The organism is Oscillibacter sp. GMB15532, assembly GCF_041020825.1.
Classification (GTDB): domain Bacteria; phylum Bacillota; class Clostridia; order Oscillospirales; family Oscillospiraceae; genus Oscillibacter.
Map to the genome: position 1 here is coordinate 377,184 of NZ_JBEVTO010000002.1, position 20,122 is coordinate 397,305.

The window sequence follows — 20,122 nt, forward strand, 5'->3', positions numbered from 1 at the left end:
GGGGCCGGTGCTTCCGTATTTATGTGAATTTCCCATAAAAAGCATACAGGAAGTTACAAAAAGTTACAAGAAATAAAAAATGGAGAAATTGGTGATTTAAGGTAATTAAAAATGAGGGTCCCGCTCCAAATGGAACGGGACCCTCATAAAACGGTCAGACATCTCACGGGTCGAACGGCTCCCAAAGTCCGCGCCCACAGACGCAATGGAAATTCGCTCTCCGGCGTGTGTATGTACGAAAATTTTAAGACTGTCTCAAAACATGGGTGTGGAGAGATAGCGCTCCCCGGTGTCCGGCAGCAGGGCTACAATAGTTTTCCCACGATTCTCCGGCCGCTTCGCCAGTTGAATGGCAGCCCAGACTGCCGCGCCGGAGGTAATGCCCACCAGCAGGCCTTCCCGCCGCGCCAACTCACGGCCTAAGGAATAAGCGGCCTCGTCAGAGACGGGAATAATTTCGTCCAGCACCGACCGGTCCAGATTTTTCGGCACGAAATTCGCACCGATGCCCTGAAGTCCGTGAGGGCCCGCAATTCCAAGGCTCAGAAGCGGCGAAGCCGACGGCTCCACGGCAACTACCTGCACGCCGGGCTTTTGTTCCTTGAGGTATCTTCCAACCCCGCTGATGGTGCCGCCGGTGCCTGCGCCCGCCACAAAGAGATCCACCCGCCCGTCGGTATCTGTCCAGATTTCAGGACCGGTGGTATCATAATGGGCCGCGGGGTTGGCAGGATTGTCAAACTGACCGCCTAAGATGCTTCCCGGCGTGGCCTTTTGCAGCTCTTCGGCTTTTTTTACCGCGCCCGCCATGCCCTCGCTTCCCGGTGTGAGGACAATCTCCGCACCGTAGGCGCGAATCAGGCTCTGGCGCTCCTTGCTCATGGTTTCGGGCATGGTGAGAATCACGCGGTAGCCCCGCGCTCCACCCACAGCGGCAAGGCCAATGCCTGTGTTTCCGGAAGTAGGCTCGATGATGGTGCCTCCAGACGGGAGCCGACCGTCCCGCTCCGCCTCCGCGATGATGCGCGCGGCCACCCGGTCCTTGGCGCTGCCCGCGGGGTTGAAGCTCTCCAGCTTTGCCAGCAGCACGGCGTCCAGCCCGTATTCCTGTTCAATTCTATGGAGCCGCACCAGCGGCGTGTGTCCGATGAGGTCCTCAATTCCATCGTAAACGTTCATAAAGCCCCTTCTCCGCCTGCGGCGGCAATCCTTCCACGCGCGGCAGTCCGCGCATCAGGTTAACAGCTTCCAAAGCTCACGGACAAAGAAAATGGTCAGCACGGTCAGAATCACGGGCTTCACCGACTTTGCGCCCTTGCTGGAGAAAAACCGCGCCCCGGCGTAATTCCCCGCGATGCTGAATAGCCCCGCAGTCAGCCCCAGCGTCAGCAATACCTTTCCGCTGAACAGGTACACTGCAAGAGCCGCCACGTTGGTGGCCAGATTGATGGCCTTGGTCACGCCGTTGGCCTTGCGCAGGTCCATATGGGCCGCCCCGGTGAGAATGAGAATCAAAAATGTGCCGGTTCCGGGGCCGTAAAACCCGTCGTACACGCCGATGACCAGCGCCGCCGCAATCACAATGGCAACGGTTTTGCGAAGAGGAAATTCCTCCCGCTCCTCCGTCTCTTTCAACGCCCTGCCCCGCAGGACATACACGGCGGTAAGGGGCAGAATCACCAGCATGACGATGCGGAATACCCGGTCGTCCAGCAGGAGCGCCAGCTTCGCTCCCAGCGTAGAGCCGATCAGCGCGAACGCCACCCCGGCAGACGCCTCCCGCCACGGGATATAGCCGCTGCGGGCATAGCGAAAGGTAGCAATCGCGGTGCCCATGGCGGAGGAGGTCTTGTTGGTGGCGATGGCATTATGTACCGGCAAGCCGGTCAACAGATACGCGGGCAGGGAAATCAGGCCCCCGCCCCCGGCGATGGCGTCCACAAATCCCGCCAGAAACACCAGCGGACAGACAATCAGAAAGGGCAGCAATTCGCTCACCGGCGCACCTCCTTCTTATCTTCCCGTCCGCACAGCTTCGTCCCGGCGACGCACAGGGCAAACACGAACCAGAATACGCTCATCACTCTGGGATAGTTCCACGGATAGTCCGCAAGGCCGCAGACCATGATGCCGCACAGAGCGGACGCAGCGGCACAGGTGAGGGTGCGGGCGGCGGAATCGCCGCAGTGGCGCACGGCACGGGCCGCGTTTTTAATACTCAGCAGCATGGCCCCCACAAAGGAAACCACACCCAGCAACCCCGCCTCGATCCAAACCTGCAAATAGATGTTGTGCGCATGGACAAAGGGGGCCTTTGCATGATAAAGGTTGTTGTCCTTGATAAACTGCTGCACAGCGGCGGTGCCGAGGCCCGCCCCGGTGACAGGGGAGGTCTTGATGGTGGCAAACGCCGCCTCGTAGAGGGGAATCCGCCCGGAGGTGGAGCTGTCCTCCGTGTTGGTAATGGTCAGTATGCGGTTTAAAATACTGTCAGGCAGCAGCGGAACAGCCAGAATGCACCCGGCAGCAAACAGGGGCAGCAGCTTCGGCTTCCACAGAAACACCGCCGCAACCATCGCAGCGGCAATGCCCACCCAGCTTGCCCGGGAATAGGTCATGGCCAAAGCCATTCCGCCCACGGCAAAAATGCCGAAGGATGCCAGCCGGAAAATGGGCCGTCTGGCGCACAGCGCCAATCCCAGCACCAGCGGCAGCAGCAGAATCAGCACCTGCGCAAAAGTATTGGGATTGTCAAAAAAGGACTCCACCCGTCCCGGCATTCCGTAGTTCACGTCCATATCCACATAGGATTTGTTTACTTCCACACCCTGAATCCGTTGGTAGACCGCATACAGCGACGAAACCAGAACCACACCACTCCCGCCTGCGGCAAGGCGCTTGAGGTCCCCCGTGCTCCGCACGGCGCTCACTGTCACCAGCACGCAGAGCAGACAAGTGGCGTGGTACATCAAAAACCGGGCCGAAAGGCCGGGATACGCGGACAAAACCACGCCCAGCGCCGCCGCCAGAAACATTCCGGCGGCGTATGGCCCGACGGATTTCACATCCAGGCGGAAATCGCTGAACCGCCGCATGGAGCCCATGTAAAACAGCGCCAGCAGCAGCGAAAAGCCCAGAAAATTATAGGCATTGTTCCACCGCTCGAAGGGGATGACCCACAGCACCAGAATCACCCAAAACTCTCCCACGGCGGTTTCGTCTCCCATGGAAAAGGCAAGACGTGCGAAAAAGCTCCCGTCAAACTGGGTTTGAAACGCCCGATACAGCCGATGAAGCAGCGCCCCCGGCAGATTGGCCAGGGCGCTCAGGGCGCGGCAGGTCCGGCTGTCGCCCCACGCCCGGGCCACGGTCCCCTCCCGGAAGAAGAAGCCACAAATACGCGACCCGTCCATCAGACGTTCGCAGCCCCTGCCCAGCGCCGCCATCAGACGGTGGAGGGCGCTTTGCTCATAGGCCCCGCTCAGCGCGGCCCAGAGGAAAAAGAGAAAACTCTCCCGAATGGAAAACATAAATGCACCCTCTCCGTTTCTATCCGCGGTTTTTCAGGCGGTAAAGCTGGGTCAGCGTGAAGAAGTGCCGTCCCTTTACCAGCCGGACCACCAGCCGCTTATTGGACGACACGCCCTCCGGCGTCAGCGTCCCTATGGCCCGGACCATCTCGGGCCGAGCGCACAGCGCTTCCACAGCCCTTTGCTTTTCCCGGGCGGAGCGGGGATTTCCCCTGGCATACTCGTTGCCGATGGCAATGAGCAGACCCGCCCAGTTGGAATTTTCCCGCCACTGCGGACGAAGGGCCTCCAGCCCGTTCCGCCCTACCAGCTCCTCCTTCCGCTCCATAAAGCGGCCGAAGACCCGCAAAAAGTCCGGCATATACTTGTGGGTGGCAGAAGCGGGGTTAAGATAATAGCGATAAAGGGGCTGTTCCGTCACGGCAAGTTTTTGCGCGTGGCAGAAATACTCCATTAAAAACAACTCGTCCTCCAGATACGCGCCCTCAAAGGTGATGCCCTTGCTTCTGAGAATCTCACGAGAAAATAAAAACCGCCAGATGAAGCCGTTGAACACGGGCTGGGCCAGTCGGTCCCCCAGCAAAGGGGCCACGACGCCCTGCCGGATGCCCTCCGTGTCATACTCCCCTGCCGGGAGCACCAGCTCAGGCGTCTCGGTCCCATCGGGCAAACAGTTGAGATGCGCACAGGCGGCGCTGTCCGCATCCGCCCCCAGCCGCAGATTCCACAAAATTTCCAGGCAGTGAGGCTCATAGCGGTCGTCCGCGTCCAAAAAAGCGATGTAATCGCCCTTGGCCTCCTCCATCGCCAGATTTCGGGCGGCGCTCACACCGCCGTTTTTCTCTTTATGAATCGCCCGGATGCGCCCGTCCCCGGCGGCACATCGGTCGCACAGCGCCGGGGAACCGTCGGTGCAGCCGTCGTCCACCAGCAGCAGCTCCCAGTCGGAAAACGTCTGTTTTCTGACGCTTTCCACGCATGCTTCAATATACTTCTCCGCCTGATACACAGGCACAATTACAGAGATTGCAGGCATGTTCCCACACCACTCCTTTATCCGCAGTTCGTAATGTTATAGTATAGCCCATTTCACCCCGGTGGTCAACCGCGCGGGAAACACCGCCGCCTTCAGCTCAGCAGCAGGGCCGTCAGCGCCTCCGCGTCATCTGCCAGCAGTTCCGCCCCGGCACATGTCAGCTCCTCCCGGCCCCGAAACCCCCACGTTACGCCGCATACGGTAAGTCCCGCGTTGTGCCCCGTCAAAACATCCACGTCGCTGTCGCCCACGTAAATAGACTCCGCCGCCGAAACGTCCAGCTCCGAAAGCAAGTCAATCGCCCCCGTGGGGTCGGGTTTTGCGGGAATCCCATCCCGTTTGCCGCGCACCGCGTCAAACACATCTCCGAAGTAATGCCGCACCAGCGCGGGACAGAAATCGTCCGCCTTGTTGGAGAAGACAGCCAGCTTCATTCCCGCCCCCCGCAGGGTTTCCAACGTCTTCAAAACGCCGGGATAGGGCGCGGTTTTGTCCATTTTATGGGCATCGTAATAGTCCATGAACCGGCGGGCGGACTCCCCTATTCTTTCCAGCGTGCGCTCCCCCTCCGGGATAAAGCGCTCCGCCAGCTTAGGGATTCCGTTGCCCACCATATGGCGGATTTCACCGCTTGTAAAGGTCGGCCAGCCATTTTCCCGGCAGACGTGGTTGGCCGCGTCGGTCAAATCGTCCAGCGTGTTCAGCAGTGTGCCGTCCAAATCAAATATTGCCGCTTTCAGCATCATGTGTCCCCGTTTCTCTAAAAAAGTCAATTATGCCCCCGGCGAACGCTCTTCCGCTGTGACACGGATCCTGGGTTCTCTCCACCGATGACAACACGGCCATCTTACCACACTTCCCTCGCCGGGACAAGCGCGCCGAGCCATAAAAGTCCCCGGGACCTTCAACGGCCTGCCACCTTTCCCGGATTCCTCCGCTGAGGGTTCTCCGTGGAGGTGCCTACACGCGGAAAACGCACCGGGGAAGAATTTTCCCCGGTGCGCCCGTTTTTTGCAGCTTCTTATTTCACGGCGGCCTTCAGTGCGTCCACCCGGTCGGTGTCCTCCCACTTCACGCCAAGGTCTGTGCGGCCCATGTGGCCGTATGCCGCAAGCTTGCGGTAGATGGGCCTGCGCAGGTCCAGATCCCGAATAATGGCGGTGGGCCGCAGGTCAAACACCTTGCGAACGGCCCCCTCCAACACATCGTCTCCCACCGTGCCGGTACCAAAGGTATCCACCAGAATGCTTACAGGCTGGGCCACGCCAATGGCATAGGCCAGCTCCACCTGGCAACGCCGGGCAAGGCCCGCCGCCACAATGTTCTTCGCCACATACCGGGCGGCATAGGCCGCGGAGCGGTCCACCTTGGTGGGGTCCTTTCCGGAGAAGCAGCCACCGCCGTGGGGCGCGCTGCCGCCGTAGGTATCCACGATAATCTTCCGGCCCGTCAGACCCGTGTCGGCCGCAGGACCGCCCTTGACAAAGCGTCCCGTGGGATTGACGTAATACTTGGTGTCGCCGTCCAGCATATCGGCGGGAATCACGGACTTGATGACATGTTCAAGCATGTCTGCGCGAATGGTGTCGAGGGACGTGTCAGGGTCGTGCTGGGTAGAGATGACCACGGTGTCCACCCGCACGGGGCGGTTGTTTTCGTCGTATTCCACCGTGACCTGACTTTTTCCGTCGGGCCGGAGATAGCGGAGCTGACCACTCTTGCGCACCGCTGTCAGCCGCAGGGCAAGCTTCTGCGCAAGCGCCAAGGGCAAGGGCATCAGCTCCGGCGTCTCGTCGCAGGCGTAGCCGAACATCATGCCCTGATCGCCCGCACCATTGGAAAGCTCCCCGTCGCCGGACTCCTTGCTTTCCAAGGACTTATCCACGCCAAGGGCGATATCGTCGGACTGCTCGTCGATGGAGGTGATGACGGCGCAGGTGTCGCAGTCAAAACCGTACTTGCCGCGGTCGTAGCCGATTTCCCGGACCACCTCCCGTGCAATCTTGGGAATATCCACGTAGCAGGAGGTGGTAATCTCGCCCATCACGTGAATGAGGCCCGTGCAGGCCGTGGTTTCGCAGGCCACGCGGCCCTGCGGGTCCTTCTCCAGAATCGCGTCCAGCACCGCGTCGGAAATCTGGTCGCAGATTTTATCCGGGTGCCCCTCGGTCACGGATTCGGAGGTGAATAAATAGTGTCTTGCCATGATCAATTCGTCCTTTCTGTTGTTCCAGCCGCCGTTTGGCGGCGCCGCCGAAGCATAAAAACGCACACCTTCCAACAAAGAAAGTGTGCAAAAGTTCTTTTGCTCCTCATCTGTCGGATTCCGCCGGATTTGGCACCTTGTCAAAGACAGGTTGCCGTGGTTTCATCGGGCCGTTCCCTCCGCCACTCTTGATAAGGGATTCAATTGTGGAAATATCATATAAAATCTTTTCCCACTTGTCAAGCCGCAATTCAAAAAATTTGATATTTTCGGAAAAATATGGCCTGAAAATGGAAATTTAAAAATTATACATGACTTTTCCGCCCAACCCGGTTATAATGACTTTTGAATTTTACCTGTATGCTTGGAGGGTCCTGCATTGAAAAAGCTCAACAGCGCCGTGGACCGGTTCGCCTATAAGCACCCCCGGTTCGGTATTCCCAACCTGATGAAATATGTTGTGGCGGGCAACGTGATTGCGTTTTTACTGCTCCAGTTCAGCAACAGTGCCGCCGTCTCTTTCCTCGTCTTTTCCCCTTACCACGTGCTTCACGGGGAAATCTGGCGGCTGGTGTCTTTTATTTTCATGCCCGTTAACGCCGGCAACATTTTCTTTCTGATCCTGTCCCTTTATTTTTACTATTGGATCGGCAATCTTTTAGAGCGGGAGTGGGGCACGCCGAAATTCACGCTGTACTATCTTTCGGGTATGGTTTTATCCGTTCTGACGGGCTTTATCGTGTATTTCTCCGGCGGCAGCGGCATTATTTACGGCGCTTCCTATATTAACCTCTCCATGTTCTTTGCCTTTGCCGTGCTGTATCCGGACCTTCAGATTCTTCTGTTTTTCATCATTCCCGTGAAGGTGAAATGGCTGGCTTGGGTGGATGCCGCACTGTTTGCGGTGAGCATTGTCTCCTCTGCCTTCCAATTGAACCTGCTGGGCGCGCTGCTGCCGGTGGTGGCGATGCTGAACTTTTTCGTCTTCTTCTGGACAGAACTTACCGGCGCGATTTCCCGCCAGCGGGGTTACGCCGCCCATGCGAATTCCCACCGCACCGTTCAGTTCAAGTCCGCCGCCAAGAAGCAGGAAAAAAAGGCACGGGAGCAGGGCTATCACCACAAGTGCTCTGTCTGCGGCCGGACGGACGCGGAGTATCCCAACCTCCAGTTCCGGTACTGCTCCCGTTGCACGGGTTACCACTGCTTCTGCGAGGACCACATTTTTAATCACGAGCATTTCACCTCCTGACAGCAAGCAAATTTTTGGTAATCCAATTTTTTAGAATTTCGTTCATCGCCTGCGGGCGATGCCAACAGGTCCCGGGGAATTTACTTCCCCGGGACCTGTGCGTTTATCTCTTTCTCTCCGATTGCCCGCAGAGCACATGCCTCCCGGGGAAAAGCATTCCTACGGGGAAAGGACGGGGCAGTGTGATTTTGTTGTTTTCCATAAAACACGCATAAAAATTCAGCAATTCCGCCAAAGGTGAAGAAAAAGCCGCCGCTATCTTTTGTGCGAGGCAAAATCGCTGTATAATAGTCAAATGATTACATTCATACGCGCTTTTAAATGATATGCCGCGTGGGCGCTTTGCGCCTTGGGCAGCATCAAACCAATATGGGCGAAGTTTCCGCCCACGCCGCCGGGTCGCAAGCGCGTCCGGACGGGCGGATCGGAGGAAGTTTATGGAGCGTATCAACCCGCTGACAGAAAAATTAGTCCGTGCTTTTTCATCGCAGACCTTTTTGCGCAAGCTGGCCATCAGCGGGGCAGACGCCGCCGCGCTGATTCTGCCCCGGGAGTGGGACGAGGCGCTTGCCCCTCTGCGCACCCTCGAAAAGCGGCTGACCTGCGAAGATGTGCTGGCGCTGGCCCTCCCCCTGCTGAACCGGCTGACGGTTCCCCCAAAAGAGGGCTGGATGGACTATGCTTACCGCGTGGCGGTGTCTTTGCTGTACGATTCGCCGGACATGGAGCACACCGCCAAGCAGCGCGACGGGGCTTTGTGCTATCTCAACATTTTGCAGGTCCTTCTGGACGCGGAGCGGGAAGCCCTTCCCTTCGACCCCCAGTTTGACTTTGCCTTCTGCACGGAGGAGGAGCTTTCCCACAGCGGCACGGCGGAGGAATACCGCCAGTTTTTGGTGCGTTTCCGGGGTGAGTATGTATACGAGGCCATGCGCCTTGGCCGGGAGGTGACGCCCTTTCGCACGCTGGAGCACATTGCCGGGGTCCACCATGTTGCCATGAGCATTATGCGGCCCTACCACGCGGCGGGCGGGTCCGTGGACCTGCCCTTGCTCTCCGGCGCGGCTGCGGGCCACGACATCGGCAAATTCGGCTGCAAGGCCGGCGAACGGGTGCCCTATCTCCACTATCACTATACCGACCAGTGGTTTTCCCAGCGGGGAATGGAGACCATCGGGCTGATCGCCGCCAACCACTCCGTATGGGACTTAGAGCTTGAAAACCTGTCCTCAGAGTCTCTGGCGCTGGTGTACGCCGACTTCCGGGTGAAGCAGTCCCGTGATGAAAGCGGACAGGAAATTGCCCGCATCTATTCCATTCAGGAAGCCTTTGACGTAATTCTTCACAAGCTTGACAACGTGAGCTATGCCAAGGAGCAGCGCTATCGCCACGTCTATGCAAAGCTTCTGGATTTTGAAAACCATGTCCGCTCCTTCGGCGCGGACGTGGACCTTGCAGGAAACGACACCCCGCCGCCGCCCAAAGCCGACCCGGCGCTGATGCGCCCGGATCAGGTGGCCTCGGCCCTGCGGCTGACGGCAGTGGACCACAATCTGCGCCTGATGCACCGGCTGGGGCATGAGCGGCTGTTTGCCAACATTCTGGAATCCGCCCGCAGCGAGCAGAGCGCCGCAAGGCTGGGCGCGTATCTCGGGATTTTCGAGGAGTACTTCACCTATTGGTCCCATTCCCAGAAAGAGCAGACTTTGGAGTTTCTCTACGACCTGCTGCTGATTCCCGACGGAGGCGTTCGCCGCCGGGCGGCCGCCTTGCTGGGCCGGGTTTTGGCAGGCTTCAACTCCGGCTATAAAAAGGAGCGGCCCGGCGGGGCGGAGCCTGACCCGGCGGACCGGCGCCCCCTTGTCCTTTGGAAGGACTATCTCTCCCGCCTGATTTATCCCGACCACCGGCTAACCCCCGCTCAAATCAGCAAAATCCGCTACGCCGCCAAGCTGACGGTGGATTCCCTGCTGTCTCACGCCTCCGGGGCAGACCGATGTGTCTTTGCCGCCGAACTGTTTCGCCACTACGCGGACCCCCGCGCTGTGGAGGAGGGGGCTGCCTTTGCTCTTATGGACACGGTGGTGAGCTTCCCCCTGTCCCAGTGCGGAGGAGACGAGCTGCGGATGTTTTCCGATTTTGCCCTGTACTGGCTGGAAAACGGTGCAGAAAAGCAAAAGGCCTCCGCCATGCGCCTTTTGCGCCACCTGCTGGAGGCCCTGCCGGATAGTGCGGAAGCGCGGGTGCGCATCCGCGCCGCCGTGGCAGAGACAGATTGCGGCGTAAGCACGCCCCTTTTGTTTTTACAGAGCCAGCTGGGCCGCCGCCTGGGGCTGGACACGGCGGAGCAGGACAGCTTTTTGAGCCGCCAAAGCGCCGTCAGCGGCGTATTTCTGGATAATTTGAAAACCGCCACTCCATGGATTTTAAAGGCCGTGGGCGTGGAATACCTGCTGGAGCAGGTGGAACTGGGCAACCACCAGAACGTGCTCCACATCGCCACTCATTTTTCAAACCTAATGAAGGTCAGCGAAAACATGGTGGTCCGGCAGGCGGCGGGCTCCTCCCTTTTAAGCCTTGCCCCGGTATTGACGCCTGCGAGGCGAAACGAAATTGCCGTAGAGCTTTCTAAATCCCTGGAAACCGGAGATGCGGACAGTTCGAAATACATCCCCGAATATCTGGGCCGTTTTTCCCTCTGGCTCCCGCCGGGTGAGTTGGATGAGCTGGTGAGCCAGATGGAGTTTCTGCTCTCCACGCCCTTGGCGGGGGTGGTGTCGGCGGCGCTACGAACCGTCGGCTCCATGCTGGAATACTACGCAGTATACCAACAGCGCTTCAACGAGGACCAATACGCCGTCTCCGCCCGGCGGGACCGGCTGGCGGGCCTGCTGCTGCGGGGCCTTGCCTCCTGCCGGGAATCCGTCCGCCAGACCACCCTTCACATTCTGGGAGACGGACTGTTTGCCTCCGACGCCTTGGACTATGAGGACAAGGAATCCTTGTTTGTCCTGATGTCCAAAAAAATTCTCTTCCTGATGAACGAAATTCAGGAGCGGGAGCTGACGTTTTTTTACGCCGCCGCCACCCTCTCTCACATTTACCGCTTCATTCTGGCCCACGAGCTGGACGACGGTCCCTTCCGCTTTTCCCCCCCGCCCGCAGCGGCGTTTTTTCCCGGCACCTTTGACCCTTTCTCCCTGTCTCACAAGGGAATTGTGCAGGCCATCCGGGACTTGGGCTTTGAGGTCTATCTTGCCATCGACGAGTTTTCGTGGTCGAAAAAGGCACAGCCCTCCCTGGTCCGGCGGCAGATTGTGTCCATGTCCGTGGCGGATCAGTTCGGCGTGTATCTCTTTCCTCACGACATCCCCGTCAATCTGGCCGACCCCCAGAGCCTGAACCGCCTGCGGGAGGTATTTTCCGGCCGAGAGCTGTATTTGGCCGTGGGGTCCGACGTGGTGGCCAACGCCTCGTCCTACCGGACGGCCCCCGTGGAAGGGTCTGTCCAGCATCTCAACCACATTGTCTTCCGCCGCTCCAGCGACGCGGAGGGGTTGGAAATCGACCCGGATCTGAGCTGCATTCAGGGCAAGGTTTTACAATTGGAGCTGCCCACCCAGTTGGAGGACATCAGCTCCACCCGTATCCGGGAGAACATCGACCTTGGCCGGGACATCTCCAATCTGGTGGACCCCACGGTGCAGGATTATATCTACCGCAACAGCCTGTACCTCCGGGAACCGCAGTATAAGCACGTTTTGCGGGCGAGCGACCTGGATTTCTCCTTCGCGGAACGGCCCGACCGCGACCTGCTGGAGGAACTGTATGCCGCCGTGGGAGCCGAAACACACCTGTTCACCCATCCCGAGCGGGGCGATTCTCTGATGATTCTCCGCTTACAGGGGCCACGGCCCCGCGTGCTGGGCTTTTTGACCCTGCGGACGGTAAACACCGCCACCTTATACGATGCGCTGGGGGATGCGGGCCTTGCCGACTACGTGCGCAAACGGACCGCCGGACGCATCGCCCTTTTGACGGGGCTGTATATCGTAAAGTCCTGCGGAGCGGCCTACGACGTGGGCCAGCTGCTGCTGACCGAGGCGCTGAGCCGCGCCATGGTGTCCGACTGCGGATACGCCGTGTGGCGGCCCGCCTCAGGGAAAATTGATCCCGGGACACTGGACCTCTTGCAGCGGCAGGGTTTTGTTCTGGCGCCCCCAAGCGACGCCGGCCCGCTGCTGCTGACGGACATGCGCTCCCCCTCCGTGCTGATTCAGAACATTCCCACCACCCTGAAAGAGCCGTTTGCCTCCAACCCGCAGGTGCTTTCTGCCGTGCGGAAGGCCCACGAGAATTTCCAGCGAGCCATCTGCAATCTGTATCCCGGCGTGCTGGTACTGTCCTTAAACGCGGAGGTTATTTATCACCGACTGGTGGGCCGCATTGTGGAGCTGAACGGCGTTCCCTCGGAGCCTACCCACCCCCGGGTGCTGGGAGAAAGCATGTGCGTCCCCTTCGGAAAAATTCTCCGGGGCAACGCCATCCCCAACACGGTCACCAAAACCATCCATACCGACAAGGTGTTCGCGCAGGATTTAAGCTCCTTTACCATCGCCCCCTTCCCCCGGTACGCGCCGCTGGAGAGCCAGATTCGCACGGTCAAGGCGTTTCACCGCCCCGTAATTCTGGTGGACGACCTGCTCCACACCGGCAACCGCATCAACGCGCTGGACCCATTGTTCCGGGCGGAAAATCTGGAGATCGACCGTGTACTGGTGGGACTTTTATCGGGCAGGGGCCGGGACTTGATTCTGTCCAAGGGGCGGAACATCGACTGTGTGTACTTTGTCCCCAACATGCGCTCATGGTTTGTGGAGTCCACCATGTACCCCTTCATCGGGGGCGACACCGTAGCCCAAAGCGGAGAGGACCGGCCCCAGCTCACCCCGTCCATCAACATGATTCTCCCCTATGTCTATCCCCGGTTTTACCGGGGCTGCGCGCAGGAGGCGGTGTTCAACTTCTCCCGCACCTGTCTTGAAAACGCGCGGGACATCCTGCTGACGCTGGAGGGCGAATACCGCCGCACCTACGCCCGGAACCTGACGCTTTCCCGGCTCAGCGAGGCCGTGATTCTGCCTCTCGCCCCTGACAAGGGCCGGTGCCTGCACTATGACATGAACCTGTCCGCCTCCCAGTGCCTTGAAACCGATTTGCGGCTGCTACTGCGGATGGAGGAGATGGAGAGGGGGCCCCGGCAGTGAAGCGAAAGCAAACGGCGGCGGCTGTTTGGATGACCGTGATGGTCGCTATCGGAATCTGGGGGTTTTTCAACTTCCGGGACAACAGCCTGAATTACCGGCTTGAGAACGCACAGCGCGTGGAGGGTCTACAATATCTTCCGAATTTTGTAAATAGCCGTGCGTTCGCCTCCGGCTTTGACTGGGACGGGGAAACGGAGGAGATCACGGTGGTCATTCCCGACACGGTGGAATTCCATAACTCCTCCAGAACCTTTCGCGTTACAAAGTTGGGCGGCTTTTGGGACAGAAACATTCCCAGCGCGTTCGGCCCCCTGCTGCCGGTAGGCAGCAGGGCCGGGCAGGTAATTTACGCTGATTCCAATGCTCTGGAATCAGCGAAGGAGCGATATTCATCCGTGCCCGAGCGGGACTTGACCGTGCATCTGTCCGTGGGGCAGTATGTTTCCGAAATTCCGCTGGCCGCCGCTTCCCTGCTCTATCGGGAGCAGGAAGGAGACGGCGTCATCTGGCGTGTAACCTACTGGGTGGACTGCGACGAAAATAACCAGACCTTTTATTCCGAAGACGGCAAGCTGTATTCCCGGGCGGACAATATGCCTGTGACGCGGCTCACCTATGGGGAGGATGGATAACGATGTTTTACTATACCTATCAGAGCAAAAAATACGCATCCATGGAAAGTCTGGCCCTCCTCGCCTGCGGCGAGCCCCGGGAGGGGGAGGACGTGACGTTTCTCATCAGCCGCCCACCGGAGCACCGTCGGGCAGGCTTTCTCGTCACAGACCCCCGCCAGCTCACCGCCAAGGCCGACGGCGTGGAGTGGCTGGACAGCCGACGCATTGACGCGCCCGTCCCGGACCTTCCCAATGGCATTGCCCGGCGGCTGCAGGCGGGAGAGCTTCAGGCCGTCAACTTCCGCCACCCCCGCTGGGAGCAGGCGGCAGACCGGACGGAAAAGCGCCAGCGCAACCGCCGGAGGGTACACCTGCTGGCGGTGGGCGATGTGGGAGGCACGCTGCTTACGGCATTGAAGCTGCTGGGCGGCGACTGTATCGGCACCATCGGCATCTGTGATCTGAATGAAAACACCGTGGCCCGGTGGGTTTCCGAGATGGGTCAGATTTCCTGGCCTTGGGACTATGAAGCCCTGCCCAAGGTGGAGGCCGTGCAGCCCGGGCGTCTGTTTGACTGCGACGTGTTTTTGTTTGCGGCGGCAAAAGCCATTCCCCCGGTGGGCAGTCAGGTGCAGGACGTGCGGATGGCCCAATTTGCCGCCAACCGACCGCTGGTGGAATCTTTCGCCCGGCAGGCGCGGGAGGCCCGGTTTGACGGGCTGTTCGCTGTCCTTTCCGACCCTGTGGACCCCCTGTGCAAAGCGGCGTATCTGGCCTCCAACACCGGCCCTGACGGACAGTGGGACGGAATGGGGCTTTTGGCCGAGCAGGTGCAGGGCTATGGTCTTGGCGTAATGAACGCCCGGGCCGCCGCGCTGGCCCAGAGCGACCTTCGATTTCTCTCCTTCCTCTCCGAAGGGCGCAGCTTCGGCCCCCACGGGGAGGGGCTCGTCATTGCCAACTCCCTCAAAAAGTACGATGACGAAATCTCTCGGGAGCTGACGGAGCTGGTGAAAACCGCCAACCTCCGCATCCGGGATTTGGGCTTCAAGCCCTTTGTGGCCCCTGCCGTGTCCTCCGGGGCCATGCAGCTTTTGCTGACCTTGCGGGGCCAGTGGCACTGCGGGTCCGTGTGCCTTGGGGGCGTGTGGTTCGGTGTGCGCAACCGGTTCACCCCCAAGGGGCTGGAAACGGAGTCCGTGGACCTGCCGGATGAACTGTTTTCCCGCCTGAAAGAAACAGAAGCCACGCTGAAGGCGATCCTATGAGCGCGCTGACATTGATCTGCCCCGGTCAAACCGCCTCCTACCGATATGCTTCTGCCCTGCGGGAGGGACTGCGGGGCATCCCCTGTCAGGTTGTAACCTCGCTTTCCGGCCCTCCTCCAACCCGTCTTCTTCTTTTCGCCGTACCGTTGGATGAAAGCGGCGTGAACCACGGGTACTACGACCTGCTGGCCTTTCTGCGAACCCATCCGGGGATTCTTGCGGGATGTGTGGGCGGTATCGTGGTGGATGGCGCGGGGAACCTCTATACCAAAGCCGCCGCCCGGGAGCTGGCGCTGGCGGCAAACGGCGCGGGCTGTGCCTTTCCCGGCCGCCCGCTGGTAGAGGCGGTGGGGTCCCTTTCAAACTTTACCGTGCAGGCAAAAAACGCAGACTGCACGTTGGAGGAGGCCTACCGTCTGGCCATCCGGGATTTGGCGGAGCGGCTTCTGCACTTCGCCCCTCCGAAATCGGAAAAACCCAAGCTGCTGGCACTTCATGCCTCCAGTCACCGCACATCCAACACGCTGGCCCTCTGGCAAAGCGTGCGGGAGCGGCTGGGCGACGCCTGCACCGTCACGGAAATCGGCCTGCGCAACGGCACGGTAACAGACTGTCGGGGCTGTCCTTACCCCGCCTGTCTCCACTTTGGGGAGCGGGGAGAGTGCTTTTACGGCGGCGTAATTGTGAAGGAGGTATATCCCGCCATCCGGAAAGCGGACGCGGTGATTTTCCTATGTCCCAACTACAACGACGCCCTTTCCGCCAATCTCACCGCCGCCGTGAACCGGCTGACAGCACTGTACCGCACCACTTCCTTTGCCGATAAGGCGATTTTCGGCATCGTGGTGTCAGGATACTCCGGCGGGGACCTTGTGGCACGGCAGCTGGTGTCCTCCCTGTGCATGAATAAGGGTTTTTACCTGCCGCCTGATTTCTGCCTGCTGGAAACAGCCAACGACGCGGGCACGGCCATTCGTCTGCTGGGGATTGAGGACCGGCTGGACAGGTTCGCAGCAAACATTTCAAACTGTCTGAGACAATAAAAAGCACGGCGCGGGACAATTCCCGCGCCGCTTTCTTTATCCGATGTAAGGAAATATCTTTTGAGCTTCCACCCTTTGGGTGGCAATCTCCCGTCCCTCCGGGTCCAGTCCCGGCCTAGAACAGGTCACAAATTCCAAACTTTCGTTTGTCTTTTGCGGGTTACCTTCCCGAATGACAAAGTACCTCTGCTCATTCTTTTGATACCACCGCACAATTCCCATGTCGGTGCGCAGACCGCGTTCACACCTTAGAAGATGCATGTAAAACAAAACCTGCGCCGCCGGAAATCCGGCGGCGCAGGCTTTACATTCGATCTCACGAAGCGGCCTTTGCCGAATCGCCCGCATCTGTGGAAATATTCAGTAGCAGTCTGCCGTCCTCGCTGAGGTAGGGCTCTAAAAAGTCCCAGCCAAGGACAAAGGTCTGCTCTCCCGCAGCATAGCTGGCCATTCCATAGGCGGAAAAAACCACGGTCATGCCCTCGTCGGAAAATGTCACGGCATAATCGGGCCACTGGGCGGCAATGCTCTGATAGTCCTCCCAATACATCTCCGCAGGCGATGCAAAACCATTCTCGGCGGCCCGCGCGTCGGCCTGACGGATGATTTCCTCCGTCACCGCCGCCTGAAACTTTTCGGAATCCTCTCCCAGCGCCGCGGGGTGAAGAAAACGCCCGGTCTGCAAATCAAAATTCCAACCCAAGAAAACGGAATTGGGGTGGGCCCCGCCGGTATAGCTGTAATATGCCCCGCCAATGCTGATCAGCCGATCCGTCCGCCAGGAGGTATAGGTGAACTCCTCCTCATAATTGTTATACCAGTCCATGTTGCTTTCCACCCGACGGGCGTAATCTTCCTCCGCCCAGTCAAGCACACTGGAAAAATCCGTGCTCTCCAGCCAGTCTGCAAAATTGCCGTTGAACGCGGCGGCCACATCCAGCGCGGCCTTCTCCGCCGCTGTGGCGGCAGAGTCCAGAACCTGACCATCCTCCGTCATCACCCGGAGCACGGGCAGCTCATAGCTGTATGAGGCCAGCGTGGTACCGTCCTCCGCGACGCGTGTGTCGCTCTTCTTTTCGCTCTCCAGCGCAAAGTCCAGTATCTCCGACGAGGAGGACAGCACGCTGGTTGCCCCCATGGCGCCAAGTGATTCATCCGCCGATGTGGATGCCGGGCCGCCCGGGGTGGCGTTGGCACAGCCCGCCAGCAGCATCAGCGACAATCCCAGGGCGGACAGAATTTGTTTTCGCATAGAAAATCTCCTTTTCAGAGGATGGCCGGCCCCTCTCTCCACTCCCGTCCACCGGGAGGAATATGGGGCAGACACAGCCCGTACAGATCGGTACAGCGGGCCTCCAGTTCAAGGCTCCGGCGGCAGGGTTCCTCCAGCCGCCGCGCATGGGCCGGTTTCGTCAAAACAGGTAACATGGCGGTTTCTCTCATCCTACGCAGCAGAACGCGCCCCCGTTCTCCCGCCGCCAGCACCCGCAGATAGGGCGGAGTCTTTGGCCGGTCCTGCGCCCGCAGGCCCAGAAAGGCCCACAGGGCCAGCCGCCGCAGCCGGGCGTGGGGATAGCGCTTCGTCTTTGCAAGCTCGTAAAATTCCTCCAGAGACAGGGCCTGCCTCCCTGCCCGGACCAAACGATCGGGAAGTCCCTCGTCCGGGGCGCTGTCGGGCAGCTCTGCCCAATCCGCCGCCGTCATGGTCCTCAGGCGGGCAAGAAACGCCCGCTCCGCCGACGCGGAAAGCGGCGGCAGCGCCAGCTCCGCGCTTTGCAAAAGCGCCCGCTCCCCCGGAACCAGATAGGGCGCGGCCTTCTCCCATTCTCCTCCGGCCATCCATCGGCGGGCCTGCGTGGCGGAGATAAACCGGCTGCCCTGCGGGGCGGTGGCATCGTGATAGCCTGCGCCCTCCCGCCGCACGGTCATGGGCCGCAGATCGGCTTCCAGACGGAGAATCGCCCGCAGATATTCGATCCCCAGATTGTTGTTGGGCGTTGCCAGCAGCCCGCCCACTTCAGGACCCGCCAGCGCCGTCACCGCAGCCTGACGGCACACAGCAAAGGGCAGTCCCCTGTCCAGAAAGCGGCGAAGCTCCGCTGCATACTCTTCGGAATTCAGACATTTGGCCACAGATTGCAGACTTTCAATCTGCCCGCACTCGCTGCCGAAAGACAGATGCTTCACCACGCCCGTGGCCGCCAGCAGGCTCACGCCGCCCATGGCAAACGTCTCCGCCGAGGAGACAGCCCACATGGTAGGCAGCTCCAAAACCAGATCCGCCCCACTTAGCACCGCTAACCGCGCCCGCAGCCATTTGTCGGCAATGGCGGGCGCCGCACTCTGCACCCAGCAGCCGCTCATGCAGCAAACAATCGCCGTATCCTCCCCCAGCGCCCGCCGGGTCTGGTCAATCTGCCAGACATGCCCGGAATGAACCGGATTATACTCCACAATAATACCAGCGGTTTCCACAGATTTCACCTCGAACCCGTTACAAATAAGTGACAATTCGGTTAAATTGGCAGTTGTATCCTGAGATTTTTTTGTTATACTAAAGAGGTAGTGTGCCATTTTATGAAAAAGGGCAAACCTATTTTACATGATTTTAGGGCCGTCTGCAAGGGCCGCCCGCGGAAAGAGGAGTTACCATGAATGTTCTCGTGATTAACGCAGGAAGTTCTTCCCTGAAATACCAGCTGATGGACCCGGATACCGGCGTGGTTCTGGCCAAGGGCCTTTGCGAGCGTATCGGACTTGACGGAAAGTTCACCTATAAGCCCCAGATTGAGGGCAAGGAAACCCTGAAGGCCGTAGACGTGGCCATGCCCACCCATTCCGAGGCCATTGCGGCCGTGCTGGGCGCGCTGGTGGACGAGAAGAACGGCGTTATCGGCTCCATGAAGGAAATTCAGGCGGTGGGCCATCGCGTGGTTCACGGCGGCGAGGCTTTCAACAAGTCCGTGGTGATCACCGAGGAGGTCATGAAGGCCGTGGAGGATTGCATCCCCCTGGCCCCTCTCCACAATCCTGCCAACATCACCGGCATCCGCGCCTGCGAAAAGGCCATGCCCGGCGTGCCCATGGCCGCCGTGTTTGATACCGCCTTCCACCAGACCATGCCCGCCAAGGCGTTCACCTATGCCCTACCCTATGACTATTACAAAACGGACAAGGTCCGGCGGTATGGGTTTCACGGAACCTCCCATATGTATGTGTCTGCCCGCGCTGCGGAAATGCTGGACAAGCCCGCCAGCGAGCTGAAAATCATCACCTGCCATCTTGGAAACGGCTCCTCCGTCACCGCAGTGGACGGCGGCAAGAGCGTGGACACCTCCATGGGCTTCACCCCTGTGGCAGGCCTGCCCATGGGCACCCGGGTCGGCGACATTGACGCGGGCATCCTCCAGTACCTGATGAACAAGTACAAGCTGGGGATTGACGAAATGCTGGACATTCTCAACAAGAAGTCCGGCGTGATGGGCGTGTCCGGCGTGTCCTCCGACTTCCGCGATCTGGAGGAGGCCGCTGAAAAGGGCAACCAGCAGGCGGCCCTTGCCATCGACATGTTTAACTATGGCGTGAAAAAGCTCATCGGCGCATACGCCGCCGCCATGGGCGGGGTGGACGCCATCGTGTTCACCGCCGGCGTGGGTGAAAACTCCGCCGAGCAGCGGCTGGAAATCGGGTCCAATCTGGAATTCATGGGTGTAAAGATGGATGCCGAGGCCAACAAGTGCCGGGGCAAGGAGCAGGTGATCTCCGCCGCCGACTCTCAGGTAAAGGTGCTGTTGATCCCCACGGACGAGGAGCTGATGATCGCGCGGGACACTGCCGCGCTGTGCAAATAAGCTTCAGGTCCGTACTCATATAGGCATTTGCCGCCCACCGGGCCTGCTTGCAGGC

At 59.7% G+C, this 20,122-nt stretch carries 14 protein-coding genes and 1 riboswitch; of the genes, 6 read left to right on the top strand and 8 right to left on the bottom strand.

The window, feature by feature from the left end:
* Positions 1-255 precede the first annotated feature (255 nt).
* The 6 genes from cysK to metK all read right to left on the bottom strand — a co-directional run bounded on the left by cysK (position 256) and on the right by metK (position 6,772).
* A complete protein-coding gene (cysK, locus tag ABVS15_RS04285) occupies positions 256-1,179 on the bottom strand; it encodes a cysteine synthase A (RefSeq protein WP_369282513.1) in 924 nt (307 codons plus the stop codon).
* 54 nt (positions 1,180-1,233) lie between these two features.
* On the bottom strand, positions 1,234-1,989 hold the full coding sequence (locus ABVS15_RS04290; RefSeq protein ID WP_369282539.1) for a sulfite exporter TauE/SafE family protein: 756 nt from the start codon (positions 1,987-1,989) through the stop codon (positions 1,234-1,236).
* Positions 1,990-1,994: 5 nt separating this feature from the next.
* Entirely contained in the window at positions 1,995-3,530 is a 1,536-nt protein-coding gene (locus tag ABVS15_RS04295; protein ID WP_369282514.1) for an O-antigen ligase family protein, read from the bottom strand.
* 19 nt (positions 3,531-3,549) lie between these two features.
* Positions 3,550-4,566, bottom strand: a complete 1,017-nt coding sequence (locus ABVS15_RS04300; protein ID WP_369282515.1) for a glycosyltransferase family 2 protein — start codon at positions 4,564-4,566, stop codon at positions 3,550-3,552.
* 92 nt (positions 4,567-4,658) lie between these two features.
* The gene (locus ABVS15_RS04305) at positions 4,659-5,312 is read right to left on the bottom strand and encodes an HAD family hydrolase (protein ID WP_369282516.1); all 654 of its coding nucleotides are present in this window, start codon (positions 5,310-5,312) and stop codon (positions 4,659-4,661) included.
* Between the two features lie 275 nt (positions 5,313-5,587).
* Complete coding sequence (metK, locus tag ABVS15_RS04310) at positions 5,588-6,772, bottom strand: methionine adenosyltransferase (RefSeq protein ID WP_369282517.1); 1,185 nt, start codon at positions 6,770-6,772, stop codon at positions 5,588-5,590.
* 103 nt (positions 6,773-6,875) lie between these two features.
* Positions 6,876-6,970, bottom strand: a riboswitch (SAM riboswitch).
* A gap of 181 nt (positions 6,971-7,151) precedes the next feature.
* Between metK and ABVS15_RS04315 the strand changes: the two genes are divergently transcribed.
* The 5 genes from ABVS15_RS04315 to ABVS15_RS04335 all read left to right on the top strand — a co-directional run bounded on the left by ABVS15_RS04315 (position 7,152) and on the right by ABVS15_RS04335 (position 16,216).
* Positions 7,152-8,024, top strand: coding sequence for a rhomboid family intramembrane serine protease (locus ABVS15_RS04315; RefSeq protein WP_369282518.1), 873 nt, complete (start codon positions 7,152-7,154; stop codon positions 8,022-8,024).
* A 437-nt stretch (positions 8,025-8,461) separates the two neighbouring features.
* Positions 8,462-13,291, top strand: a complete 4,830-nt coding sequence (locus ABVS15_RS04320; protein ID WP_369282519.1) for a nicotinate-nicotinamide nucleotide adenylyltransferase — start codon at positions 8,462-8,464, stop codon at positions 13,289-13,291.
* The gene (locus ABVS15_RS04325; RefSeq protein ID WP_369282520.1) at positions 13,288-13,923 is read left to right on the top strand and encodes a hypothetical protein; all 636 of its coding nucleotides are present in this window, start codon (positions 13,288-13,290) and stop codon (positions 13,921-13,923) included. The genes ABVS15_RS04320 and ABVS15_RS04325 overlap by 4 nt, the downstream gene beginning before the upstream one ends.
* Before the next feature lie 2 nt (positions 13,924-13,925).
* The gene (locus ABVS15_RS04330) at positions 13,926-15,173 is read left to right on the top strand and encodes a lactate dehydrogenase (protein ID WP_369282521.1); all 1,248 of its coding nucleotides are present in this window, start codon (positions 13,926-13,928) and stop codon (positions 15,171-15,173) included.
* Entirely contained in the window at positions 15,170-16,216 is a 1,047-nt protein-coding gene (locus ABVS15_RS04335; protein ID WP_369282522.1) for an NAD(P)H-dependent oxidoreductase, read from the top strand. The genes ABVS15_RS04330 and ABVS15_RS04335 overlap by 4 nt, the downstream gene beginning before the upstream one ends.
* Positions 16,217-16,532: 316 nt before the next feature.
* Here ABVS15_RS04335 and ABVS15_RS04340 read toward each other — a convergent pair whose 3' ends face one another.
* Both ABVS15_RS04340 and ABVS15_RS04345 read right to left on the bottom strand, forming a co-directional pair.
* Positions 16,533-17,468, bottom strand: coding sequence for a DUF3298 domain-containing protein (locus ABVS15_RS04340; RefSeq protein ID WP_369282523.1), 936 nt, complete (start codon positions 17,466-17,468; stop codon positions 16,533-16,535).
* A 14-nt stretch (positions 17,469-17,482) separates the two neighbouring features.
* Positions 17,483-18,691: a nucleotidyltransferase family protein gene (locus tag ABVS15_RS04345; protein ID WP_369282524.1), complete on the bottom strand. Its 1,209-nt coding sequence runs from the start codon at positions 18,689-18,691 to the stop codon at positions 17,483-17,485.
* A gap of 176 nt (positions 18,692-18,867) precedes the next feature.
* Between ABVS15_RS04345 and ABVS15_RS04350 the strand changes: the two genes are divergently transcribed.
* Positions 18,868-20,067, top strand: a complete 1,200-nt coding sequence (locus ABVS15_RS04350; RefSeq protein WP_369282525.1) for an acetate/propionate family kinase — start codon at positions 18,868-18,870, stop codon at positions 20,065-20,067.
* The last annotated feature ends 55 nt before the right edge of the window (positions 20,068-20,122 follow it).